Consider the following 23,751-nt stretch of genomic DNA (forward strand, 5'->3'; position numbering starts at 1 on the left):
AAGCGGTCGTTCATTCAGAATCGATGTCGGCCGAGTTGACGCCTTCGCGAGCAAGCCCGCTCCCACAGTGTGGGGCGAGGTGTGTCGGTTACCGCTCGTGTACGTAGGTGCCCGGCGATGCTTCGCCCGCCGGATAGGCCTTGTTGCCCAGTTTGGTCGGGGCCTTCTTCAGTTCACCCGAACGCTGGGCCTGCCAGGCCTGCCAGTGCAACCACCAGGAATCGGTGTGTTTGCTGGAGTTCTCCTGCCACTGCTCGGCGGTCGCTGCCATTTCGGTGCTGGTCATGTACCGGGATTTCGGGTTGCCCGGCGGGTTCAGGATGCTCTGGATATGCCCGCTGCTGGACAGCACGAATTCGACATTGCCACCAAACAGCTGCGCCGACTTGTAGCAGGACTTCCACGGGGTAATGTGGTCGTTGGTGCCGGCCAGGGAAAAGATGTCGGCGGTCACCTGTTTGAGGTCGATGGCGGTACCGCACACTTCCAGTGCATTGGGGCGAATCAGTGGGTTGTTTTTGAACATCTCGATCAGGTCGCCGTGGAACGCGGCCGGCAAGCGCGTGGTGTCGTTGTTCCAGAACAGGATGTCGAACACCGGCGGCTCGTTGCCCAGCAGGTAGTTGTTGACCCAGTAGTTCCAGATCAGGTCGTTGGGGCGCATCCAGGCGAAGACTTTCGCCATGTCGCGACCTTCCAGCACACCGGCCTGGTAGGAATGTCGCTTGGCGGTCTCGAGGGTTTGCTCATCGACGAACAGGGCGACGTCGCTGTCCAGGGTGGTGTCCAGCACGCTCACCAGCAGGGTGAGGGCATTGACCTTGTTCTCGCCGATCGCGGCGTAGTGGCCTAGCAGCGCGGTGCAGGTGATGCCGCCGGAGCAGGCGCCCAGCATGTTCACGTCTTTGCTGCCGGTGATGGCCGTCACCACATCGACCGCTTCCTTGAGCGCTTCGATGTAGGTCGACAGGCCCCACTCGCGTTGTTCCTTGGTGGGGTTGCGCCAGCTGACGATGAATGTCTGCACGTTATTGCGCAGGCAGAAGCGCGCCAGGCTCTTGTCGGGGCTCAGGTCGAATACGTAGAACTTGTTGATCTGCGGTGGCACCACCAGCAATGGACGCTCATGGACCTGCTCGGTGATCGGTTTGTACTGGATCAGCTCCAGCACGTCGTTGCGAAACACCACCGCGCCTTCGGTCACGCCCAGGCTCTTGCCGACCTCGAACGCGCCCATGTTGACCTGGCTCGGCATACCGCCGTTGTGCACCATGTCCTTGGCCAGGTGCGAAAGGCCATCGAGCAGGCTTTTGCCGCCGGTTTCGAAGAAGCGCTTGACCGCCGCCGGGTTGGCCGCGGTGTTGGTCGGGGCCATGGCTTCGGTCATGAGGTTGATCACGAAATGCCCGCGGGCGACGTCCTTGGGCGAGAGGTTGCTGTCGTCGATCCAGTCGTGGAGTTCCTTGCGCCACGCCAGGTAGGTTTGCAGATAACGTCTGTAGAGCGGGTTCTGGCTCCAGGCCGGGTCGGCGAAGCGACGGTCGTCGCTGGTCGGTTGCAGCTCGGATTTGCCGAACAGCACGTTCTTGAGTTCAAGTCCGAAATGCGCAACGTGCTTTGCACTGTGCACCGGTTGCCTGATGGCCTGCCTGAGCACCATGCGAGCAGAAGCCAGTAGATCCTTTCCACGCAGCCCAACGACAGGATTCAGTCCCAAGGTGTTTTCCGAGGCCTGATACTTCAAGTCATCGTTATTCTTGTTACTCATCTACGACGCTCCATTGTCCTGAGACGAGTACCCGGTCCTGCTGTGTAGTCACACAGCGAATGCCAGGTACTACTGCTCGGGTGACCGTTAATTCTGCATCGCTGCTTTTTTCAATCGCAGAGAGCACTGCAGGGAACTTGCCAGCTCCATTGGTTACCCGAGTTTAATTTTTTTCGCAAGCGGGCCTGTCGCCTGCCTTGGAGCGGAGCATTCAAACAGATGAAATTAGAAAATGCCCTCTAAAGAGCAAGAGGCTCGGACTAGAGCATCAGCTTGACGACCGATTCGTTCGGGTCGCGGGTTTTTCCGGCGGCTTTGAGCTCGGCCAGATAATCCTCCCAGAGTGCGTCATGACGTCGCCCCAGTTCGTAGAGGTATTCCCAGGTGAACAGGCCGCTGTCGTGGCCATCGTCGAAGGTCAATTTCAGTGCGTACTGACCGGCCGGTTCCAGCTTGGTCAGGCCGACGTTGATCTTGCCAAATTGCAGGATGGGTTTGCCGTGGCCCTGGACCTCGGCGGAAGGTGAATGCACGCGCAGGAATTCGGCAGGCAGGGTGTACTCCTCGCCGGACGCGTAGGTGAGCGTCAGGGTTCTCGAGGCTTTGTGCAGTTTGATGTCGGTGGGTAGTTGGGTTGTCATGGGGCCGGTCTTCCGTCTTATTGAGGCCCTGTGTCGGCGGGTGATCCTGTGGCGAGGAAGCTTGCTTCCGCTCGGCTGCGCAGCAGTCGTAAGTCCAGAGAGTGCGGTCTTTCTGATGGACCGCATCGCTGGCTTTGGGGCCGCTTCGCGACCCAGCGGGAGCAAGCTCCCTCGCCACAGGAGCCCGCTCACACAGAATGTGACCTACAGGATATAACGGGACAGGTCTTCGTTCTGCGCCAATTCGCCCAGGTGGCTGTTGACGTAGTCGGCGTCGATCTGGATCGCCTTGTCATCGTGGGCGCTGGCCAGGTCGCCGGCGCTGAACGACACTTCTTCGAGCAGACGCTCAAGCAAGGTGTGCAGGCGACGGGCACCGATGTTCTCGGTTTTCTCGTTGACCTGCCAGGCGATCTCGGCGATGCGCTTGATGCCGTCCGGCTGGAACTCGATGGTCAGGCCTTCGGTTTTCAGCAGTGCGCAGTATTGCTCGGTGAGCGATGCATGCGGTTCGCTGAGAATGCGTTCGAAGTCCTGCGGCGACAAGGCCTTGAGCTCGACGCGAATCGGCAGGCGACCTTGCAGTTCCGGCACCAGGTCGCTCGGTTTGCTCAGGTGGAACGCACCAGAAGCGATGAACAGGATGTGGTCGGTCTTGACCATGCCCAGCTTGGTGTTGACGGTGCAGCCTTCGATCAGCGGCAGCAAGTCGCGCTGCACGCCTTCGCGGGACACGTCGGCGCCGCCGACATTGCCGCGCTTGGCGACTTTGTCGATTTCGTCGATGAACACGATGCCGTGCTGCTCGACCGCTTCCAGGGCCTTGGCTTTCAACTCTTCGTCGTTGACCAGGCGGCTGGCTTCTTCATCGCGCACCAGTTTCAGCGCTTCCTTGACCTTGAGCTTGCGGCTCTTGCGTTTGCCCTTGCTCATGTTGGCGAACAGGCTTTGCAGCTGGTTGGTCATCTCTTCCATGCCCGGAGGCGCGGAGATATCGACACCGGACATTTCCGCGACTTCGATCTCGATTTCCTTGTCATCGAGCTGACCTTCGCGCAGGCGCTTGCGGAACAGCTGACGGGTGTTGGAATCGGAGGCCGGCGCGTCGTCGTTGCTGAAACCCATGCGGGCCGGTGGCAGCAAGGCGTCGAGGATGCGCTCTTCGGCGGCATCTTCGGCGCGGTGGCGAACCTTGGTGATTTCCTGTTCGCGCAGCAGCTTGATCGCGGCATCGGCCAGATCGCGAATGATCGACTCGACGTCGCGGCCGACATAGCCGACTTCGGTGAACTTGGTCGCTTCGACCTTGATGAACGGTGCATTGGCCAGTTTGGCCAGGCGACGGGCGATCTCGGTTTTACCGACACCGGTCGGACCGATCATCAGAATGTTCTTGGGGGTGACTTCAACGCGCAGCTCTTCAGGCAGCTGCATCCGGCGCCAGCGATTACGCAAGGCAATGGCGACGGCGCGCTTGGCATCGTCCTGGCCGATGATATGGCGATTGAGTTCGTGGACGATTTCACGGGGAGTCATGGACATAATATTTGACGGACCTTTAACGAAATGAGTCGTGGCGTGCAGCCGAAACAGACTTACTCGTCGCCTTTGGCGCAGTCCTGCTCCTCAATGGTCTGAGTGTGGTTGGTGAATACGCAGATGTCGCCGGCGATGCCGAGGGCGGTCTCGACGATTTCCCGGGCCGACAGGTCGGTTTTTTTCAGCAGCGCGCTGGCCGCAGCCTGAGCGTAGGCGCCACCGGAGCCCATGGCGATCAGGCCGTTTTCTGGCTCGACCACGTCACCGTTGCCAGTGATGATCAGGGAAGCGTCCTTGTTGGCGACCGCGAGCATCGCTTCCAGGCGGCTCAGGGAGCGGTCGGTGCGCCATTCTTTGGCCAGTTCGACGGCAGCACGAACCAGGTGGCCCTGGTGTTTCTCCAGTTGACCCTCGAAACGTTCGAACAGGGTAAAGGCATCTGCCGTGGCACCGGCAAAACCGGCAAGAACTTCACCGTGGTACAGGCGACGGACCTTTTTGGCGTTGCCTTTCATCACGGTATTGCCCAGAGATACCTGGCCGTCGCCGCCCATGACGACTTTGCCGTGGCGGCGAACTGAAACGATGGTGGTCAAGGGAAGAGTCTCCACACAGCGGGGCGAAAGTGCCTTATGCCCATTCATATGGGGGTGGTGGAGAGGATTTCAACTGCGGGGCGGGAGAGGGGACGAGCGGTGTCTATCAAACGGGGATATGTAGTGTTGGACATGACACCATCGCCAGCAGGCTGGCTCCCACAGGGGGGGGCGCCAAACCTGTGGGAGCCAGCCTGCTGGCGATGAACGATGACGCGGTGTTGATCGTTCCCACGCGGAGCGTAGGAACGATCGGAGAAAGGGTCAGCGGCTCTGGCGTTGTTGTAACAACAAATTGCTGAACCCGGCGCCCGCCAGTTGCTTCTGCGCGGTGGTCAGTTGCTCGCGGTTGCTGAACGGCCCCACCAAAACCCGATACCAGGTCTCGTCCTTCACGGTGCCGGACTCCACCGCCACTGCCTGCCCCAGCAGGATGATCTGCGCCCGAACCTTGTCCGCATCGGTTTCCTTGCGGAACGAACCGGCCTGCAGGAAGAACTTGGTCACCGGCGCCGCCTTGGTCACGGGCGGCGCTGGCGGCGGGGTGATCCCGGACAGGGCGGCCTGGGCGCGGGCAGTGTCTATTTTTGCCGCTTCCGCTGGCGTCACCGGCGTGGTCGGCACGGCCGGCACTTGCGGTGTCGGCAGGGTTTTTTCCGGCACCGCATCCGGCGGCACAATCACCTCGGATTCCGGCAGCAGGGTGTAGAAGTCGTACTTGGGCTTCACCGGTTGCGTCGGGCTCGGCGGGGTCTTGTTGGCCTCGGCGATCTTGGTGGCTTTCTGTTGCTGCTCCACTTTCTCGCGCTTGACCGTGTCACTGCCCTTGCCCGGCTCCAGCTTCATCAGGAACACGATGAACGCGCCGACCGTCAGGCCGATCGCCATCCACAGCCAACCCGGGATCGGTTGCTTCGCTGGAGCTTGGTAACGGCTGGCGCCACGTTTGGGTGCAGGTTTTTTCTTGGCAGCCAACTTACATACGCTCCAGAGTTTCCAGACCCAAGAGTTCCAGGCCTTGCTTGAGGGTGCGTCCGGTCAGCGCGGCGAGGCGCAGGCGGCTCTGCATTTGTTCCGGGGTCTCGGCGGCGAGGATCGGGCAGTTCTCGTAGAAGCTGGAGAACAGGCCGGCGACGTCGTACAGGTAGGTGCACAGGATGTGCGGCGTGCCCTTCTCGGATACGTTGTTGAGCACTTCGCCGAACTGCGCCAGTTTCGCTGCCAGTTCGTGCTCGTGCGGCGCCTCCAGGACGATCTGGCCTTCGACTTCGCTGAAGTCCTTGCCCAGCTTGCGGAACACACCGGCCACGCGGGTGTAGGCATACAGCAGGTACGGCGCGGTGTTGCCTTCGAAGTTGAGCATCAGGTCGAAGTTGAAGCTGTAGTCGCTGGTGCGGTGTTTGGATAGGTCGGCGTATTTCACTGCGCCGATACCCACCACCTTGGCGATGTTGCGCAGGTCGGCTTCGGCCAGTTCCGGGTTCTTGTCCTTGACCAGGGTGTAGGCGCGCTCCTGGGCTTCGGTCAGCAGATCGATCAGCTTCACAGTGCCGCCGTCGCGGGTCTTGAACGGACGGCCATCGGCACCGTTCATGGTGCCGAAGCCCATGTGTTCCATTTCCATCGGGTGCGTCACGAAGCCGGCCTTGCGGGCCACGGCGAACACTTGCTGGAAGTGCAGGGCCTGGCGCTGGTCGACGAAGTACAGGGCGCGGTCGGCCTTGAGGGTGCCGCTGCGGTAGCGCACGGCCGCCAGGTCGGTGGTGGCGTAGAGGTAACCGCCGTCCGCCTTGACGATGATCACCGGCAGCGGGTCGCCGTCGGCATTCTTGAATTCATCGAGGAACACGCACTGCGCGCCGTTGCTTTCGACCAGCATGCCGGCGGCCTTGAGGTCGTTGACCACGTTGATCAGGTCGTCGTTGTAGGCGCTTTCGCCCATCACGTCGGCCATGGTCAGCTTGACGTTCAGCAGTTCGTAGATTTTCTGGCAGTGGGACAGCGAGATGTCCTTGAACTTGGTCCACAGCGCCAGGCAATCGGCGTCACCGGCCTGCAGCTTGACCACCAGGCCTCGGGCGCGGTCGGCGAATTCTTCGGATTCGTCGAAGCGCTGCTTGGCGGCGCGGTAGAAGTTTTCCAGGTCCGAGAGTTCGTCGCTGGTGATCGGGTTTTCCTGCAGGTAGGCCATCAGCATGCCGAACTGGGTGCCCCAGTCGCCCACGTGGTTCTGACGGATGACGGTATCGCCCAGGAACTCCAGGACGCGGGCCACGCCGTCGCCAATGATGGTCGAGCGCAAGTGGCCGACGTGCATCTCTTTGGCCAGGTTCGGCGCCGACAGGTCAACCACGGTGCGCTGCGCCGGGCCGGCCTTGCGTACGCCGATGTGCGCATCGGCCAGGGCGGCGTCCAGGCGGGTTGCCAGGGCATCGGTGTTCTGGAAAAAGTTCAGGAAGCCTGGGCCGGCGATTTCGGCCTTGCTGACGTTTTCGTCGGCCGGCAGGGCCGCGATGATTTTCTCGGCCAGATCGCGCGGCTTCATGCCCGCAGGCTTGGCCAGCATCATTGCGATGTTGCTGGCGAAGTCACCGTTCTTCTTGTCGCGGGAGTTTTCCACCTGGATCGCCGGCGACAGGCCTTCAGGCAACACACCTTCGTTGACGAGTTGGGTGATGGCTTGTTGGATCAGCTGGCGAATGGTGTCTTTCATGGTCTTCTCTTTCGACCGCAAGCGCGGCGGCGCAAGGTGCGCTGGTGGAAAAACTGGGCATTATCCGTTGCGAAGGCGGGCTTGCCAACCATTGTAGGTTCATTGCGGACTTACGGCGGATGATTACCCGTGGCGAGGGAGCTTGCTCCCGTTGGGCCGCGAAGCGAGCCTGAACTCAGGGGGTTCGATTCATCGCAAGCCTCGATATTTTTGCGACTGCTTCGCGGTCGAACGGGAGCAAGCTCCCTCGCTACCGGTTGCCTGGTTAATACAAATCAACGGGATCAACATCCAGCGACCAGCGCACCGCCCGCCCGCTCGGCATCTGCTCCAGCATCAACAACCAACTGGCCAGCAGCCGATGCAACGGCGCCCGGGCCGTGGCTTGCACCAATAGCTGCGCGCGATAGCGCCCGGCCCGGCGTTCCATCGGCGCGGGTACCGGCCCCAGCAACTCAATACCGGTCAGGTTCTGTTCAGTCAACAGGCGTTCGGCCTCGCTGCACGCTTCGTCGAGAAATCCTTCGGCCTGACCCGGTTTGTGCGCTTCGGCCCGCAGCAATGCCAGGTGCGCAAAGGGCGGCAGGCCCGCCGCGCGGCGCTCGCTCAGGGCCTGTTCGGCAAATGCGAAGTAGCCTTGCTCGGTCAGTTGTACCAATAACGGATGGTCGGCCAGGTGCGTCTGAATGATCACCTTGCCCGGCTCTTCCGCGCGGCCAGCGCGCCCGGCCACCTGGACGATCAGTTGCGCCATGCGTTCGCTGGCGCGGAAGTCGCCGGAGAACAGCCCACCATCGGCATCGAGAATCGACACCAGGGTTACCCGCGGAAAGTGGTGCCCTTTGGCGAGCATCTGCGTGCCCACCAGAATGCACGGCTGGCCCTTCTGGATGGTGGCGAACAGTTGATTCATCGCGTCCTTGCGCGAAGTGCTGTCGCGGTCGACGCGTAATACCGGATAGTCCGGAAACAGGATCGCCAGGCGCTCTTCGGCCCGTTCGGTGCCGGCGCCCACCGGCCGTAAATCGACCTTGTTGCACTTCGGGCACTGGCGCGGCACTCGCTCGACATAGCCGCAATGGTGACAGCGCAGTTCGCCATATCGCTGATGAACGGTCATGCGCGCATCGCAGCGCTGGCACTCGGACATCCAGCCGCAATCATGGCAGAGCAGCGTCGGCGCGAAGCCTCGGCGGTTGAGAAACACCAGCACTTGCTGGCCGGCTGCAAGGGTTTGGCCAATTGCCTGTTGCATCGGCCCGGAAATGCCGCTGTCCAGCGGCCTGCTTTTAACGTCCAGGCGCAGAAAGCGCGGTTGTTTGGCACCGCCGGCGCGCTCGTTCAGCCGCAGCAGGCCATAGCGCCCGGTATAGGCGTTGTGCAGGCTTTCCAGAGAAGGCGTGGCCGAGCCAAGCACAATCGGAATGTTTTCCTGTCGGGCGCGCACCAGCGCCAGATCCCGGGCGTGGTAGCGCAGGCCTTCCTGCTGTTTATAGGAGCCGTCATGCTCTTCGTCGATGATGATCAGCCCCGGGTTTTTCATCGGTGTGAACAGCGCCGAACGGGTGCCGATGATGATATCGGCCTCGCCGTCGCGGGCAGCCAGCCATGCGTCCAGTCGCTCGCGATCGTTGACCGCCGAGTGAATCAGCGCGATGCGGGCGTTGAAGCGCTGTTCGAAGCGCGCCAGGGTCTGCGGGCCGAGGTTGATCTCCGGGATCAGCACCAGTGCCTGTTTCCCGGCCTCCAGTGTTTCGCGGATCAGCTGCAAATACACTTCGGTCTTGCCGCTGCCCGTCACGCCGGCCAGCAGGAAAGCGTGATAACTGTCGAAACCGGCGCGAATCGCTTGACACGCGGCCTGTTGCTCGGGGTTCAGCGGCAGCTCCGGCTGGGCCAGCCAGTGTTCGTGGCGGGCGCCGGGGGCGTGCTTGCGCACTTCGACCTGCACCAGGTTCTTGGCCAGCAACAGATCGAGGCTGTCCTTGCTCAGCATCAATTTGCTCAGCAGTTGATGGGCCACGCCATGGGGGTGCTGCGCCAGAGTCGCCAGGGCCTCTCGCTGGCGCGGGGCACGGGCGATACGTGGGTCGTCGAGGCTGGCGCCGGGAGCGGCGGACCAGAAGCGCTCCTGGCGCGCCTCCGCCAGTTCGCCCTGACGCAGCAACACCGGCAACGCCCAGCTCAAGGTGTCGCCCAGGCTGTGCTGATAATACTGGGACGTCCACAGGCACAGCTTGAACAGTGCCGGTGGCAACGGTGGCGTGGCGTCGAGCAGCGCCAGGGCGGGCTTGAGCTTTTCCGCCGGCACTTCGCTGGTATCGGTGATCTCCACCAGGATCCCGATCATCTCCCGCCGGCCAAATGGCACCCGCAGGCGCATGCCAGGCTGCAACTGGGCGCGCAGGACCCCGGCGGGAGCACGGTAGTCGAACAGACGGCGCAGCGGCGAAGGCAGGGCGAGGCGCAAAATGGCGTCGGGCACGCGGGGAATTCTCGATAAGCGGGCAATGAAAGAGGGGCTGGGCATGACCTGTGGGGGCGGGCTTGCTCGCGAAGACGTCGTGTCAGTCGACGTTATTGCGGGCCGATACACCGCTTTCGCGAGCAAGCCCACTCCCACAATGGCATCGCGCTCAAGGTCGGGAGCCTAGCAGACGGTCGGTAGAAGCGACAGCTTGCGCGAATGGCATTGTCTGGTAGAATCCGCGGCCTAATTACGTGCGGTATTCAACAATAGTGTTGGGTGGCGGCACGCTAGCCTGAGGAAGACACCATGAAAGCTGATATCCATCCAGAATACCCAGCAGTTGCTGTTACCTGCAGCTGCGGCAACAAGTTCGAAACCCGTTCGACCTTCGGCAAAGCCCTGGCGATCGACGTGTGCAACGAATGCCACCCGTTCTACACCGGTAAGCAAAAGACTCTGGACACTGGCGGCCGCGTACAGCGCTTCGCCGACCGTTTCGGTGCTTTCGGCGCGAAAAAGGCCTAAGGCCTGTCAACTTGGGAAGCCGCTACGGTTTTTCCATGCTGATGAAAAAGGCGTCCCTTGTGGGCGCCTTTTTTGTGTCCGCGATTTGGCTATCGTCAGCCCAGGCCTTGTGCCCGGCGCCGGGCGGCCTGTCGTCAGTGACGGTGCAGCGGGTGGTGGATGGCGACACATTGCGCCTGAGCGACGGCCGCAGTGTGCGCATGATCGGCTTGAATACGCCTGAGCTGGGCAAGAAAGGCCGCTCCGACGAGCCGTTTGCCGTGGCGGCGCGCAAACGCCTCGAAGCCCTGGTGGCGGCAAGCGACGGACGGGTCGGTTTACTGCCCGGTAAAGAAAGCCAAGACCATTACGGCCGAACCCTGGCCCATGTCTACGGTGCCGATGGCGCCAACCTCGAAGCGCAAATGCTCGCCGAAGGCCTCGGTTTTCTGGTGGCGGTCCCTCCGAATGTCGATTTGGTTGGCTGTCAGCAAGCTGCGGAGCGCAGTGCCCGTCGGGCGGGACTCGGTATCTGGCGGCAGTCGCCGGTACTGAAGGCGGATCAGATCAAGACCTCCGGCTTTGCGGTGCTCAGCGGCCGAGTGAGCAGGGTGCAGCGTAATCGAGGCGGGATCTGGATCGAGTTGCAGGATTCGCTTGTATTGCGTGTTGCACCCAATTTGCTCGGCCATTTCGATGCCGCGGCGCTGGAAAAGCTCAAGGGCAGGCAAGTCGAGGCGCGCGGCTGGGTGCTGGATCGTTCGCGGCGCGGTGGGTTGCAGGATGGTCAGGCGCGCTGGATGTTACCGCTGACCGATCCGGCGATGCTCGAAGTGATCCGGTGATAAAAAATTGTAGACATTTTTTATGCCGATTGTGAACAGTCCACCCCTTGTGTTCCGCGGCTCTTGGCCAAAAGTCGTAAAGCAGGGCGGTTGACAGGGGTGACCGGTCAGTCTTGTGGGGATTTTGCCAGGCGCGTATCCTCGCTGACCAGTCTGTCCAACAGTAAAAGCGGAATGCCCCCATGTCTGATTTGAAAACTGCCGCTCTCGAATATCACGCCAATCCTCGTCCAGGGAAACTGAGCGTCGAGCTCACCAAAGCCACCGCTACCGCCCGCGACCTGTCGCTGGCCTACAGCCCCGGTGTAGCCGAACCAGTACGCGAAATCGCCCGCGATCCTGAACTGGCCTACAAATACACCGGCAAAGGCAACCTGGTTGCAGTCATTTCCGATGGCACCGCGATTCTGGGCCTGGGTAACCTCGGCCCATTGGCTTCCAAGCCAGTGATGGAAGGTAAGGGCGTACTGTTCAAGCGCTTCGCCGGCATCGACGTTTTCGACATCGAAGTCGACTCCGAAAGCCCGCAAGCCTTCATCGACACCGTCAAGCGCATCTCCATCACCTTCGGTGGCATCAACCTGGAAGACATCAAGGCGCCAGAGTGCTTTGAGATCGAACGCGCTCTGATCGAGCAGTGCGACATTCCGGTGTTCCACGATGACCAGCACGGCACCGCGATCGTCACCGCCGCCGGCATGATCAACGCCCTGGAAATCGCTGGCAAAACCCTGCCGGAAGCCAAGATCGTCTGCCTGGGCGCCGGTGCGGCCGCCATCTCCTGCATGAAGTTGCTGGTGAGCATGGGCGCCAACATCGAAAACATCTACATGATCGACCGTACCGGCGTGATCCACTCCGGCCGTGACGATCTGAACCAGTACAAGGCTGTCTTCGCCCACGCGACCGACAAGCGCACCCTGGCTGACGCCCTGGAAGGTGCAGACGTGTTCGTTGGCCTGTCCGGCCCGAACCTGCTGAGCCCTGAAGGCCTGAAGTCCATGGCGGCCAACCCGATCGTGTTCGCGTGCTCGAACCCGGACCCGGAAATTTCGCCGGAGCTGGCACACGCCACCCGTAGCGACGTGATCATGGCCACCGGCCGTTCGGACTACCCGAACCAGGTCAACAACGTACTGGGCTTCCCGTTCATCTTCCGCGGTGCCCTGGACGTTCGCGCCAAGCGCATCAACGAAGAAATGAAAGTGGCCGCGGCCAACGCCCTGCGTGAACTGGCCAAGCTGCCAGTGCCTCAGGAAGTCTGCGATGCCTATGGCGGCATCAAGCTGGAATTCGGTCGTGAGTACATCATCCCGAAACCAATGGACGCCCGCCTGATCACCCTGATCTCCGACGCCGTGGCCAAAGCCGCGATCGAGACCGGTGTGGCGACCCTGCCGTATCCGAAGCACTACCCGCTCAAAAGCGTGGATGACGTGTTCAACGGCTAACAGCAGCCGGCCATAAAAAAACCCAGCCAAGTGCTGGGTTTTTTTATGGGCTCTGTAGGAGCGAGCTTGCTCGCGATGAACTCAAGGGCGACGCGTTTATTCACAACACGCGTTAGCGTTAACGTCCATCGCGAGCAAGCTCGCTCCTGCAGATGCCTTTTAGAACAAATCGATCGGCGCCGCTTCGTCCGCCGGCAGCGGGCTGCCCGGCGCGCTGCCGTTGCCCAGCTCATTGACCGACGGTGGCGTGTCTTCGGCCTTGAACAGTTCGAAGTAGGCACCAGGCGTCCCCGGGCTCGCAGCACGACCGCTGACCGGGTCTACGCGCAGGCTCAGGATGCCTTCAGGCTCTGGCTGGGTGTGGGGTGGCAGGCCCTTGAGCGCGGCACCCATGTAGTTCATCCAGATCGGCAGAGCGACAGTGCCGCCGAATTCTTTGCGGCCCAGGCTTTCCGGCTGATCGAACCCGGTCCAGACGGTGGTCACGTAATCGGCGTTGTAGCCGGAGAACCAGGCGTCCTTGGATTCGTTGGTGGTACCGGTCTTGCCGGCGATGTCGCTGCGGCCCAGGGCCAGGGCGCGACGGCCGGTGCCGAGCTTGATCACGTCCTCGAGCATGCTGTTGAGGATGTAGGTCGTACGGCCATCGACAATGCGCTCAGCCACGGCCGGAGCCTGGGGCGCCGGTTGGGCTGTCAGTGCGTCAGCTGGCGTGGCGTTGACCGTAAAGGCCTCGGCCACTGGCGCGGCAATGCCGTCGCTGGCGGCGCCACCCTTCGGAACGCTCGGCGGGTTGGCGACGAACAGCGTATCGCCGTTGCGGCTCTCGACCTTGTCGATGATGTACGGAGTGATCTTGTAGCCGCCGTTGGCGAAGGTGCTCCAGCCGGTGGCGATTTCCATCGGGGTCAGGGTCGCGGTACCCAGGGCCAGGGACAGGTTGCGTGGCAGGTCCTGCTTGTTGAAACCGAACTTGCTGATGTAGTCGATGGTCCGGTCAACGCCCAGCGCCTGCAGCAAGCGGATCGATACCAGGTTGCGCGACTTGTACAGCGCTTCGCGCAGGCGGATCGGACCCAGGAAGGTGTTGGTGTCGTTCTTCGGCCGCCAGACCTTGTCCAGGTACTCATCGACAAACACGATCGGCGCGTCGTTCACCAGGCTGGCGGCGGTGTAGCCGTTATCCAGCGCAGCGCTGTAGACGAAGGGCTTGAAGCTCGAGCCCGGCTGGCGCTTGGCCTGCAAGGCGCGGTTGTAGTTGCTCTGCTCGAAGGCGAAACCGCCGACCAGCGAGCGGATGGCGCCGTTCTGTGGGTCGAGGGACACCAGCGCGCCCTGGGCTTGCGGGATCTGGCTGAATTTCAGCGAGTCGTCCGCCTGGCGCTGTACGCGAATCAGATCACCGACCTGGGCCACATCCGACGGCTGCTTGGGGTTGGGTCCCATGCTGTTGGTATTGAGGAACGGGCGAGCCCATTTCATCGTTTCCCAGCTGACGTGTTCATTGCCGGTGCGGGTCAGGACCTGCAGACCGTTCTTGTCGACCTGGGTGACGATGGCCGGCTCAAGGCTGCTGATAGTGCGCTGTTTGGTCAGTTCGGTCGCCCAGGCCTCACGGGTCTTGCCCGGCAGGCGCGATTCCGGCCCGCGATAGCCGTGACGCTGATCGTAGGTCATCAGGCCTTCATGAACGGCACTGTTGGCCATTTCCTGCAGGTTGCTCGGCACCGTGGTGGTGACGCGGAAACCTTCGGTATAGGCGTCGCTGCCGTAACGGCCGACCATTTCGGCCCGAGCCATTTCGGCGATGTAAGGGGCGTTCACTTCCGGGGTCGGCACGTGATAGCTGGCGTTCAGCGGCTCGTTGATCGCGGCGGTGTAATCGGCCTCGCTGATTTTGCCAAGCTTGTACATCCGCCCCAGGATCCAGTCGCGGCGCTCCTTGCTGCGTGCCGGGTTGGCCAGCGGGTTGAAGCGTGACGGGGCTTTCGGCAGGCCGGCGATCATCGCCATCTGCGCCAGGCTGACGTCACGGATCGACTTGCCGTAGTAGACCTGTGCCGCGGCCTCGATGCCGTAGGCACGGTTGCCCAGGTAAATCTTGTTGACGTACAACTCGAGGATCTCGTCCTTGGTCAGCTGGCGTTCGATCTGCAGCGCCAGGAGGATTTCCGTGGTCTTGCGTGAGAAGCTGCGTTCGCTGGTCAGGAAGAAGTTCTTCGCCACCTGCATGGTGATGGTGCTGCCGCCCGACTGTATGTGTCCGCTCTTGACCAGTTGAGTGGCGGCGCGCATCAGGCTGCTCGGGTCGACGCCGTAATGGTTGGCGAAATTGTCGTCTTCAGCACTTAGTAACGCATTGATGAAGTTGGGGGGAATGTCGGCGAAACGGATTGGCGTACGGCGCATTTCGCCGAATTCAGCGATCAACTTGTTATCGCTGCTGTAGACGCGAAGCGGAATCTGCAACTGAATGCTTCTCAGCGCCTCCACGGATGGCAATCCGGGGCTAAGGTAAAGAAACGCCCCGCTCAGACCCAGAAGCAGTCCGCAGAAAACCGCGACGATGGACCAACCGAAAAATTTCAGCAGACGAATCAAGGCTTTTGGATATCCAGGGTCAAAATTGAAAGAGGCATCAGGGTTCAGGGTAAAGGCGAACGGCCCGCGCTTGAGGAAAGCGGAAAAAAACGCTGGGCATTATAAGCATTTTTCCAACGCGGGCGTCATTGGCGGCTAATGTCAAGACGGGTGGATGGAACGCAAGACACATTACAGAGTCCGTAACTCACGGATAGTCATAGGGAATTGCTAGTGCCAGGACTCTTCAATAAAAAAGCCAGTACGCTTCTGGGTATCGACATCAGCTCCACATCAGTGAAATTGCTGGAGTTGAGCCGCCAGGGCGATCGCTATCGTGTCGAGGCCTACGCGGTCGAACCCCTGCCCCCCAGTGCGGTGACCGAGAAGAACATCGCCGAGCTCGAGGGCGTGGGTCATGCCCTGGCCCGTGTGGTGATCAAGGCTCGGACCAGCGTCAAGAACGTCGCGGTGGCGGTCGCCGGTTCGGCGGTGATCACCAAGACGATCGAGATGGATGCCGGCCTTTCCGACGACGAGATGGAAAGCCAGCTCAAGATCGAGGCCGATCAATACATTCCCTATCCGCTGGATGAAGTCGCCATCGATTTCGAGGTTCAGGGTGCATCGGCGCGTAACCCTGAGCGGGTCAACGTGCTGCTCGCGGCCTGTCGCAAGGAAAACGTCGAAGTGCGTGAGGCCGCGCTGACCCTGGCGGGCCTTACCGCCCGGGTGGTCGACGTCGAAGCCTATGCCCTGGAACGTTCTTTCGGCCTGCTGGCCAATCAGTTGATGGTGACCCCGGAGCGCCTGGTAGCGGTGGTCGATATCGGTGCCACCATGACCACCCTGAGTGTGCTGCTGGGCGGACGAATCATCTACACCCGGGAGCAACTGTTCGGCGGCCGCCAGTTGACCGAAGAAATTCAGCGTCGATACGGACTGACCGTCGAGCAGGCCGGGCTGGCGAAGAAACAGGGCGGTTTGCCCAGCGATTACGTCAGCGAAGTGTTGCAGCCCTTTCGCGAGGCGCTGGTGCAACAGGTGTCCCGTTCCTTGCAGTTTTTCTTTGCCTCCGGCCAGTACCACGCGGTCGACCATATCGTGCTGGCTGGCGGTACGGCGTCGGTCGCCGGGCTGGATCAGCTGATCGAGCACAAATTGGGCACGCCGACCCAGGTGGCCAACCCGTTTGCCGATATGACGTTGAACAGCAAGGTCAACGCCGCGGCCCTGACCAGTGACGCCCCCGCCATGATGATCGCCTGCGGGTTGGCCCTCAGGAGTTTCGACTGATGGCGCGGATCAATCTTCTACCCTGGCGCGAAGAGCTGCGCGAAGAGCGTCGCAAGCGCTTCCTGCTGATTCTGGCGGGCGTGTTGGTGGGCTCGGCAGGTGCCGTGCTGGTCGCCAACCAGGTGATCAACAGCGCCATAGACCGGCAGATTGCCCGCAACGATTACATCGGCAAACAGATCGTGGTGGTCGACGAGCGAATCAAACAGATCAGCGATCTCAAGGCTCGCCGCCAGCAGTTGGTCGAGCGCATGCGAATCATCCAGGACCTGCAAGGCAACCGCCCCATCAGTGGGCGAATTTTTGACCAGTTGGCGCGCACATTGCCCGACGGGGTGTATTTCACGGAAGTGAAAATGGCCGGTAAAACCTTGTCGATTGCCGGTGCGGCAGAATCGAACAATCGGGTTTCCGACCTGATGCGCAATCTGGAAGCATCCGACTGGTTCGATGCGCCCAGCCTGACGGAGGTCAAGGCGACCACCGCCGGTCAATTGGATCAGGCCAACGTGTTCCAGCTGACCGTTCGTCAGACCCAGCCCGCAGCCGTGGAGGACGGGAAATGAGTCTGTCCGCATGGCTGGAGGGGTTGCGCAAGATCGATATCAACGACCTGGACACCAATAACATCGGCTCCTGGCCGCCGGCGATCAAGGTGGTGGTGGGTGCTCTGGTCATGGTCCTGGTAATGGCCCTGGGCTACAGCTTTTCCACCAGCGAGCTCGAAAATCAGCTGCATCTGAAGCGTGAAGAAGAGTCGACACTCAAAGAGCAATTTGCCAGCAAGGCGCACATGGCGGCGAATCTGGAGCTCTACACCCAGCAGATGAAAGAGATGGAGAACTCTTTTGGCGTGCTGCTGCGGCAACTGCCCAGCGATACCGAAGTCCCCGGCCTACTGGAAGACATTACCCGTACCGGCCTGGGCAGCGGTCTGGAATTCGAGGAGATCAAGCTGCTGCCCGAGGTGACCCAGCCGTTCTACATCGAATTGCCGATCCAGATCACCGTCACCGGCGCCTATCACGACCTGGCCACTTTCGTCAGCGGTGTGGCGGGGCTGCCGCGCATTGTCACCCTGCATGATTTCGACCTGGCGCCAGTCAGTCCGGAGGGTGGGCCCAAATTGCGCATGAGCATCCTGGCCAAGACCTATCGCTACAACGACAAGGGGCCGCAGCCATGAGCCCGATCAGCAGGGTTTGCCTGGCCTTGGTGCTGGCCGTCCTGGCCGGCTGCGGCGGCGATAGCGACTTCAGCGACCTGGACGCCTACATGAACGAAATGCGCCTGCGGGCGCCGGGCAAGATTGAACCAACGCCCACATTCCGGTCTTACCCGACATTCACCTACAACGCGGCCAACCTGCGCAGCCCCTTTTCGCGGCAGGTCCGGGTCGATCTGGCCGGCCAGAAGCACGGCTCGCGCAACGTCAAGCCGGACCCGAATCGGGTCAAGCAATACCTCGAGGGTTTCAACATCGAGCAGTTTGAAATGGTCGGCACGATCTCCAATGCATCGGGCTCCTTCGCGTTGTTGCGCGGTGCGGGCGGGGTGCATCGGCTGAAAGTTGGCGATTACCTGGGGCGCAACGATGGACGGATCGTCGCCATCAACGCTTCACAAGTCGATGTGGTCGAAATCGTCCCGGACGGCCAGGGCGCCTGGCTGGAGCGGCCGCGGACCATCCCTTTGAAAGAACACTCATAGTGGAACTCGAACAATGAACAGGATTTTCTCCACCCTCGGGATGTCGCTATGGATAGCGCTGCTGTCGCCGATGGTATACGCGGCCAACCTCAAGGCGCTGGACGTCGCTGCGCTGCCCGGGGACCGCGTCGAGTTGAAGCTGGCGTTCGATGCACCGCCGCCGACGCCCCGTGGCTACACCACCGAGTCGCCCGCACGGATCGCGCTGGACTTGCCGGGGGTGACCAGCCAATTGAAGAGCAAGACCCGCGACCTCGGCAGCGGCAATGCCCGAAGCGCGACGGTGGTCGAAGCCAATGACCGCACGCGGGTGATCGTCAATCTGACCCAGTTGACCCCCTACGACCTGCGTGTCGAAGGCAACAACCTGTTTGTGGTGATAGGGCAGGGAGCCAGGAGCACGGCATCCAGAGCGCCGGCTGCCGCGGTGGCTACCCCGGCTCCGGCCCGTGCCCCCGTAGCAAGCTCGAAAACCATCCGGGCCGTGGATTTTCAGCGCGGAACCCAGGGCGAAGGCAATGTGGTGATCGACCTGTCGGATCCCTCCATCGCACCAGAGATCCAGGAGCGCGAAGGCAAGATCGTGCTCGGCTTTGCCAGGACCCGCCTGCCTGAACCGCTGCGGGTGCGCCTGGACGTCAAGGACTTCGCCACGCCGGTGCAGTTCGTCAATGCCAGTGCCACCGGTGACAGGGCCACCATCACCATCGAGCCCAGCGGTGCCTTCGATTACTCGACCTATCAGACCGACAACAAGCTGACCGTCAGCATCCGGCCGATGACCGTCGACGATCTGCAGAAACGCAATGCCAGCCGTCAGGCGTACACCGGTGAGAAGTTGTCGCTCAATTTCCAGGACATCGATGTGCGTTCGGTGCTGCAACTGATCGCCGACTTCACCAACCTCAATCTGGTGGCCAGCGATACGGTGCAGGGCGGTATCACTTTGCGCCTGCAGAACGTGCCCTGGGATCAGGCACTGGACCTGGTGTTGAAAACCAAGGGCCTGGATAAGCGCAAGATTGGCAACGTGCTGCTGGTGGCCCCGGCCGATGAAATCGCCGCCCGGGAGCGTCAGGAGCTGGAGTCGCAAAAGCAGATCGAGGAACTGGCGCCGTTGCGCCGCGAGTTGCTGCAGGTCAACTATGCCAAGGCGGCGGACATCGCCAAGCTGTTCCAGTCCGTCACCAGTGCCGAGGCGAAAGTCGACGAACGGGGTTCTATCACCGTCGATGAGCGGACCAACAACATCATTGCCTACCAGACCCAGGACCGGCTCGACGAATTGCGTCGCATCGTGGCGCAACTGGACATTCCGGTGCGTCAGGTGATGATCGAGGCGCGGATCGTCGAGGCCAACGTGGATTACGACAAGAGCCTGGGCGTGCGCTGGGGCGGTTCGATCCAGAACAAGGGCAACTGGAACACCTCCGGCGTCAGCAACGGGGCCAACGGTTCAACGACCATCGGTACACCGGGCAGTACCAGTACCAACTCGCCGTTCGTCGACATGGGCACCGCAGCCAACACCTCTGGCATCGGTATCGCGTTCATCACCGATAACGTCCTGCTCGACCTCGAACTCACGGCCATGGAGAAGACCGGCAACGGCGAAATCGTCTCCCAGCCGAAGGTGGTTACCTCCGACAAGGAAACCGCCAAGATCCTCAAGGGCACCGAGATTCCCTATCAGGAAGCCAGCTCCAGCGGTGCCACATCGGTGTCGTTCAAAGAGGCTTCGCTGTCCCTGGAAGTCACGCCGCAAATCACTCCGGACAACCGGATCATCATGGAGGTCAAGGTCACCAAGGATGAACCGGACTACCTCAACAAAGTGCAGGATGTACCGCCGATCAAGAAAAACGAGGTCAACGCCAAGGTGCTGGTCAACGACGGCGAGACCATCGTGATCGGGGGCGTTTTCTCAAATACTCAAAGCAAGGTTGTAGATAAGGTGCCATTTCTTGGCGATGTGCCGTATCTTGGCCGCCTTTTCCGGCGTGACGTGGTTTCGGAGAAAAAATCCGAGCTGTTGGTGTTTCTCACTCCGCGTATCATGAATAACCAGGCGATTGCTGTGAGTCGTTGATTCTGTGCGAAATTTGATTCTTGTAGGACCGATGGGCGCTGGAAAAAGCACCATCGGCCGGTTGCTGGCCAAAGAGCTGCGCTTGCCGTTCAAAGATTCCGATAAGGAAATTGAATTGCGCACGGGCGCCAATATCCCATGGATCTTCGATAAAGAAGGTGAACCGGGCTTCCGTGATCGCGAGCAGGCAATGATCGCCGAGCTGTGCGATTACGACGGAGTGGTATTGGCGACGGGCGGTGGCGCTGTCATGCGCGAAGCCAATCGTCGGGCACTTCATGCTGGCGGGCGGGTGGTCTATTTGCATGCTTCCGTCGAGCAGCAGGTCGGGCGCACCTCCCGCGACCGCAATCGACCCTTGCTGCGCACTGCCGATCCGGCCAAGACCCTGCGCGACCTGCTGGCAATCCGTGATCCGCTCTATCGGGAAATCGCCGATCTGGTGGTGGAAACCGATGAGCGGCCACCGCGCATGGTCGTGCTCGATATTCTCGAACGCTTGCAGCAGCTGCCTCCCCGTTAATGCGCAGCGCGAAATGCGCTATCCTCGGCGTCCTGCCACAACCGCTCAGGATTGTGGCGGATGGCTCTGGTGCGGCGTCACACCAGCAGATGCCACGGACTTTCGATAACTCAAGGCAGGACGCCTGATTCCATCTTCACTGTGGGGACACATGCAGACACTCAAGGTCGATCTAGGCGAGCGCAGCTACCCGATTCATATTGGCGAAGGTTTGTTGGATCGGCCCGAGTTGCTGGCCCCGCACATTCGCGGACGGCAAGTAGCGATCATCTCCAACGAAACCGTTGCGCCGCTCTATCTTGAACGTCTGACCCGCAGCCTCGCGCAGTTCTCGGTGATTTCCGTGGTGCTGCCCGATGGTGAAGCGTTCAAGACCTGGGAAACCCTGCAGCTGATTTTCGATGGCCTGCTGACCGCACGGCACGACCGGCGCACCACGGTGATAGCCCTCGGTGGCGGTGTGATCGGCGACATGGCTGGCTTTGCGGCTGCGTGCTACCAGCGCGGCGTGGATTTCATTCAGGTCCCCACAACCTTGCTGTCGCAAGTCGATTCCTCGGTTGGCGGCAAGACCGGCATCAACCACCCGCTGGGCAAAAACATGGTCGGTGCGTTCTATCAGCCGAATGTGGTGCTGATCGATACCGCCTCGCTCAATACCCTGCCGGCCCGCGAGCTGTCAGCCGGTCTGGCCGAAGTCATCAAATACGGCCTGATTTGCGACGAACCGTTCCTGACCTGGCTCGAAGACAACGTCGATCGCCTGCGCAATCTGGATCAGCAGGCCCTGACCTATGCCATCGAGCGCTCCTGCGCGGCCAAGGCAGCGGTGGTCGGTGCCGATGAAAAAGAGACCGGCGTGCGCGCCACGCTGAACCTGGGACACACCTTTGGGCACGCCATCGAGACCCATATGGGTTACGGTGTGTGGCTGCATGGTGAAGCGGTCGCTGCTGGCACCGTGATGGCTCTGGAGATGTCCGCGCGTCTTGGCTGGATCAGCGAGCAGGACCGTGATCGCGGCATTCGCCTGTTCCAGCGCGCCGGTTTGCCGGTCATCCCGCCGCAAGAGATGACCGAGGCCGATTTCCTCGAACACATGGCAATAGATAAAAAAGTGATCGACGGTCGCTTGCGCCTGGTGCTGCTGCGCCGCATGGGCGACGCGGTGGTGACCGACGATTATCCGAAAGAGGTTCTACAGGCCACGCTGGGAGCGGATTACCGCGCTCTGGCTCAGCTTAAAGGTTAATAAGAAAGCGATGACTAGTTTGCATGCCGACGAGGCTTTCCTCGGCCATTACCAGTTGAACCATGACCCCTTTGCGCCACGGGTCCCTGGCTTCAAGTTTTTCCCGGCCCAGCGCAAACCGGTGCTCGGGCAGTTGCATCACCTGGCGCGCTACAGTCAGTTGCTGCTGGTGGTCACGGGCCCTCAGGGCAGTGGCAAGACGCTGCTGCGTCAGGCGCTGGTGGCCAGCACCAACAAACAGTCGGTGCAGAGTGTGGTGGTGTCCGCCCGTGGCGCCGGCGACGCCGCAGGCGTGCTGCGCCAGGTCGCCCAGGCCCTGGATATTGCCCAGGCCGAGATTGGCGCCATCCTGGATCAGGTGGTGCAATTGGCGCTGACCGGCCAGGAAGTCTATCTGCTGGTGGATGACGCCGAGCAACTCGACGAATCGGCTCTGGAAGCCTTGATGGCGTTGGGTGCCGGTGCGCCGGAAGGGCGTCCCCATGTGTTCCTGTTCGGTGAGTCGTCACTGATCGCTCAGCTCGAAGCCTTGCAGCTTGAGGAGGAGCGTTTTCACGTCATCGAACTGCAGCCTTACACCGAAGAAGAGACCCGCGAATATCTGGACCAGCGGCTTGAAGGCGCGGGCCGGGGTATCGAACTTTTCACCGCGGATCAGATCTCTGATATTCACGAAAGCTCCGAGGGTTGGCCTGGCAACATCAACCAGGTCGCCCGCGATGCGATGATCGAAGCCATGATTGCCAGCCGCTTAGCGGTCAAGCGTCCAAGTATGGGGTTCAATATGCCGAAGAAACACGTATTGGCGATTTCCGCCGTCGTCGTGGTCGCGGTAGCCGCCGCCTGGTTGATGCCAGGTCGCAGCAAGGCACCGACCACGGGTGCACCGGCCAATGAACAGGCGCAACTGCCGCTTGGCCAGGGTCAGCCGCAAGCGGGCGGTGCGCCGGCCGTCGAATTCGCCGGCAACACGCAGCCGATGCCATTGCCGTTGGTCGGTAATTCGCAGCCGGTCATGCGTGGCCCATTGGCCGAAGCGGCGGGCGGCATCACCGAGGGCGACGATGGCGTGCCGGTTGAGGGCTCCAGCCAGACGCCGCCGACCGTAACCACGACCGCGCCGCCTGTGGGCGTCCCGGCCGGTCCTGCCCCGACTCCAGCGGCCAAGCCGACACCGGCGCCGACCCAGGTCGCCACCGCCAAGCCTGCACCAGCCCCTGCGCCTGTGGCCAAACCGGCTCCAGCCCCGGCCAAACCCGCGGTTGTCGCCACTGCCAAGCCTGCCGAGAAGCCGGCCGCCGCACCCGCCAAAGCCGCTGGCGGTACCTGGTACGCCGGTCAACCGACCAGCAACTACGTTGTACAGATCCTCGGCACCAGTTCCGAGGCCACCGCCCAGAACTTCGTCAAGGAACAGGGCGGCGAGTACCGTTATTTCAAGAAAGTGCTCAACGGCAAGCCGCTTTACGTCATCACCTACGGCAACTTCGCCAACCGCGATGCAGCCGTCACCGCCATCAAGGCCTTGCCAGCGAAGGTTCAGGCTGGTAAACCTTGGCCTCGCACTGTCGCCAGCGTCCAACAGGAACTGGCAACAACTCGCTGAAGATTCGGCGGCCTTACCCAGGCCGCCTCTCCCGGCACCTCAAAATTTCTGCAAGCGCATGCCGCCTCTTCAGGCCGCGTGCCTTGTGGTGTCTGCGTCACAGTAGTCTTTGAGTCGTTGCGGTCAAAATTAAAAAAGTTTTGACTAGCACAGCAGATCGCTTTAAAC

The 23,751-nt window shown here is 61.4% G+C and carries 19 protein-coding genes; 11 read left to right on the forward strand and 8 right to left on the reverse strand.

Translation table 11 applies throughout. The features are described from left to right. Positions 1-88 precede the first annotated feature (88 nt). The 7 genes from phaC to B0W55_RS05625 all read right to left on the reverse strand — a co-directional run bounded on the left by phaC (position 89) and on the right by B0W55_RS05625 (position 9,742). Positions 89-1,768, reverse strand: coding sequence for a class II poly(R)-hydroxyalkanoic acid synthase (gene phaC, locus B0W55_RS05595; RefSeq protein WP_077045024.1), 1,680 nt, complete (start codon positions 1,766-1,768; stop codon positions 89-91). A gap of 260 nt (positions 1,769-2,028) precedes the next feature. After that, entirely contained in the window at positions 2,029-2,409 is a 381-nt protein-coding gene (locus tag B0W55_RS05600) for a gamma-butyrobetaine hydroxylase-like domain-containing protein (RefSeq protein ID WP_077045025.1), read from the reverse strand. 204 nt (positions 2,410-2,613) lie between these two features. Next, positions 2,614-3,951, reverse strand: coding sequence for an ATP-dependent protease ATPase subunit HslU (gene hslU, locus B0W55_RS05605; protein WP_077045026.1), 1,338 nt, complete (start codon positions 3,949-3,951; stop codon positions 2,614-2,616). A gap of 53 nt (positions 3,952-4,004) precedes the next feature. After that, entirely contained in the window at positions 4,005-4,544 is a 540-nt protein-coding gene (gene hslV, locus B0W55_RS05610) for an ATP-dependent protease subunit HslV (RefSeq protein ID WP_077045027.1), read from the reverse strand. Positions 4,545-4,808: 264 nt separating this feature from the next. After that, positions 4,809-5,519, reverse strand: a complete 711-nt coding sequence (locus B0W55_RS05615; protein ID WP_077045028.1) for an SPOR domain-containing protein — start codon at positions 5,517-5,519, stop codon at positions 4,809-4,811. A 1-nt stretch (position 5,520) separates the two neighbouring features. Then, positions 5,521-7,257 (reverse strand): arginine--tRNA ligase, encoded by a 1,737-nt coding sequence (argS, locus tag B0W55_RS05620; RefSeq protein ID WP_077045029.1) that lies wholly within the window; start codon positions 7,255-7,257, stop codon positions 5,521-5,523. Between the two features lie 265 nt (positions 7,258-7,522). After that, positions 7,523-9,742, reverse strand: coding sequence for a primosomal protein N' (locus B0W55_RS05625; protein ID WP_077045030.1), 2,220 nt, complete (start codon positions 9,740-9,742; stop codon positions 7,523-7,525). Between the two features lie 291 nt (positions 9,743-10,033). On the opposite strand from B0W55_RS05625, the gene rpmE reads away from it, so the two are divergent. The 3 genes from rpmE (at position 10,034) to B0W55_RS05640 (ending at position 12,527) form a co-directional block, all read left to right on the forward strand. After that, a complete protein-coding gene (gene rpmE / locus B0W55_RS05630) occupies positions 10,034-10,252 on the forward strand; it encodes a 50S ribosomal protein L31 (protein ID WP_008047849.1) in 219 nt (72 codons plus the stop codon). A 35-nt stretch (positions 10,253-10,287) separates the two neighbouring features. Beyond that, positions 10,288-11,076, forward strand: a complete 789-nt coding sequence (locus B0W55_RS05635) for a thermonuclease family protein (protein WP_077045031.1) — start codon at positions 10,288-10,290, stop codon at positions 11,074-11,076. Positions 11,077-11,258: 182 nt separating this feature from the next. Beyond that, positions 11,259-12,527, forward strand: coding sequence for a malic enzyme-like NAD(P)-binding protein (locus B0W55_RS05640; protein WP_077045032.1), 1,269 nt, complete (start codon positions 11,259-11,261; stop codon positions 12,525-12,527). Positions 12,528-12,686: 159 nt separating this feature from the next. Here the strand turns inward: B0W55_RS05640 and B0W55_RS05645 are convergent, their stop codons facing one another. Next, entirely contained in the window at positions 12,687-15,125 is a 2,439-nt protein-coding gene (locus tag B0W55_RS05645) for a penicillin-binding protein 1A (RefSeq protein WP_371807253.1), read from the reverse strand. A 216-nt stretch (positions 15,126-15,341) separates the two neighbouring features. Here B0W55_RS05645 and B0W55_RS05650 point away from each other — a divergent pair, with 216 nt between their 5' ends. From B0W55_RS05650 to B0W55_RS05685, 8 genes are all read left to right on the forward strand, one after another. Beyond that, a complete protein-coding gene (locus B0W55_RS05650; RefSeq protein ID WP_077045034.1) occupies positions 15,342-16,403 on the forward strand; it encodes a pilus assembly protein PilM in 1,062 nt (353 codons plus the stop codon). Further along, positions 16,403-16,969, forward strand: coding sequence for a PilN domain-containing protein (locus tag B0W55_RS05655; protein WP_077045035.1), 567 nt, complete (start codon positions 16,403-16,405; stop codon positions 16,967-16,969). The genes B0W55_RS05650 and B0W55_RS05655 overlap by 1 nt, the downstream gene beginning before the upstream one ends. Then, a complete protein-coding gene (gene pilO / locus B0W55_RS05660) occupies positions 16,966-17,589 on the forward strand; it encodes a type 4a pilus biogenesis protein PilO (protein WP_077045036.1) in 624 nt (207 codons plus the stop codon). The genes B0W55_RS05655 and pilO overlap by 4 nt, the downstream gene beginning before the upstream one ends. Next, entirely contained in the window at positions 17,586-18,113 is a 528-nt protein-coding gene (locus B0W55_RS05665) for a pilus assembly protein PilP (RefSeq protein ID WP_077045037.1), read from the forward strand. The genes pilO and B0W55_RS05665 overlap by 4 nt, the downstream gene beginning before the upstream one ends. A 13-nt stretch (positions 18,114-18,126) precedes the next feature. Continuing rightward, positions 18,127-20,202, forward strand: coding sequence for a type IV pilus secretin PilQ (pilQ, locus tag B0W55_RS05670; RefSeq protein WP_077045038.1), 2,076 nt, complete (start codon positions 18,127-18,129; stop codon positions 20,200-20,202). A gap of 4 nt (positions 20,203-20,206) precedes the next feature. Next, positions 20,207-20,725: a shikimate kinase AroK gene (gene aroK, locus B0W55_RS05675; RefSeq protein WP_056725695.1), complete on the forward strand. Its 519-nt coding sequence runs from the start codon at positions 20,207-20,209 to the stop codon at positions 20,723-20,725. Between the two features lie 151 nt (positions 20,726-20,876). Next, the gene (gene aroB, locus B0W55_RS05680; RefSeq protein ID WP_077045039.1) at positions 20,877-21,977 is read left to right on the forward strand and encodes a 3-dehydroquinate synthase; all 1,101 of its coding nucleotides are present in this window, start codon (positions 20,877-20,879) and stop codon (positions 21,975-21,977) included. Between the two features lie 10 nt (positions 21,978-21,987). Next, positions 21,988-23,583, forward strand: a complete 1,596-nt coding sequence (locus tag B0W55_RS05685; RefSeq protein ID WP_077045040.1) for an AAA family ATPase — start codon at positions 21,988-21,990, stop codon at positions 23,581-23,583. The last annotated feature ends 168 nt before the right edge of the window (positions 23,584-23,751 follow it).

It is taken from the genome of Pseudomonas sp. KK4 (assembly GCF_001984065.1).
In the GTDB taxonomy this organism is placed as follows: domain Bacteria; phylum Pseudomonadota; class Gammaproteobacteria; order Pseudomonadales; family Pseudomonadaceae; genus Aquipseudomonas.

What these genes read in the sequence shown, in the direction of transcription:
- B0W55_RS05665 (WP_077045037.1), top strand. Translation starts at nt 17,586, where the DNA reads ATGAGCCCGATCAGCAGGGTTTGCCTGGCCTTGGTGCTGGCCGTCCTG.
- B0W55_RS05655 (WP_077045035.1), top strand. Translation starts at nt 16,403, where the DNA reads ATGGCGCGGATCAATCTTCTACCCTGGCGCGAAGAGCTGCGCGAAGAG.
- B0W55_RS05685 (WP_077045040.1), top strand. Translation starts at nt 21,988, where the DNA reads ATGACTAGTTTGCATGCCGACGAGGCTTTCCTCGGCCATTACCAGTTG.
- argS (WP_077045029.1), bottom strand. Translation starts at nt 7,257, where the DNA reads ATGAAAGACACCATTCGCCAGCTGATCCAACAAGCCATCACCCAACTC.
- phaC (WP_077045024.1), bottom strand. Translation starts at nt 1,768, where the DNA reads ATGAGTAACAAGAATAACGATGACTTGAAGTATCAGGCCTCGGAAAAC.
- pilO (WP_077045036.1), top strand. Translation starts at nt 16,966, where the DNA reads ATGAGTCTGTCCGCATGGCTGGAGGGGTTGCGCAAGATCGATATCAAC.
- B0W55_RS05600 (WP_077045025.1), bottom strand. Translation starts at nt 2,409, where the DNA reads ATGACAACCCAACTACCCACCGACATCAAACTGCACAAAGCCTCGAGA.
- rpmE (WP_008047849.1), top strand. Translation starts at nt 10,034, where the DNA reads ATGAAAGCTGATATCCATCCAGAATACCCAGCAGTTGCTGTTACCTGC.
- B0W55_RS05635 (WP_077045031.1), top strand. Translation starts at nt 10,288, where the DNA reads ATGCTGATGAAAAAGGCGTCCCTTGTGGGCGCCTTTTTTGTGTCCGCG.
- B0W55_RS05640 (WP_077045032.1), top strand. Translation starts at nt 11,259, where the DNA reads ATGTCTGATTTGAAAACTGCCGCTCTCGAATATCACGCCAATCCTCGT.
- hslU (WP_077045026.1), bottom strand. Translation starts at nt 3,951, where the DNA reads ATGTCCATGACTCCCCGTGAAATCGTCCACGAACTCAATCGCCATATC.
- pilQ (WP_077045038.1), top strand. Translation starts at nt 18,127, where the DNA reads ATGAACAGGATTTTCTCCACCCTCGGGATGTCGCTATGGATAGCGCTG.
- aroB (WP_077045039.1), top strand. Translation starts at nt 20,877, where the DNA reads ATGCAGACACTCAAGGTCGATCTAGGCGAGCGCAGCTACCCGATTCAT.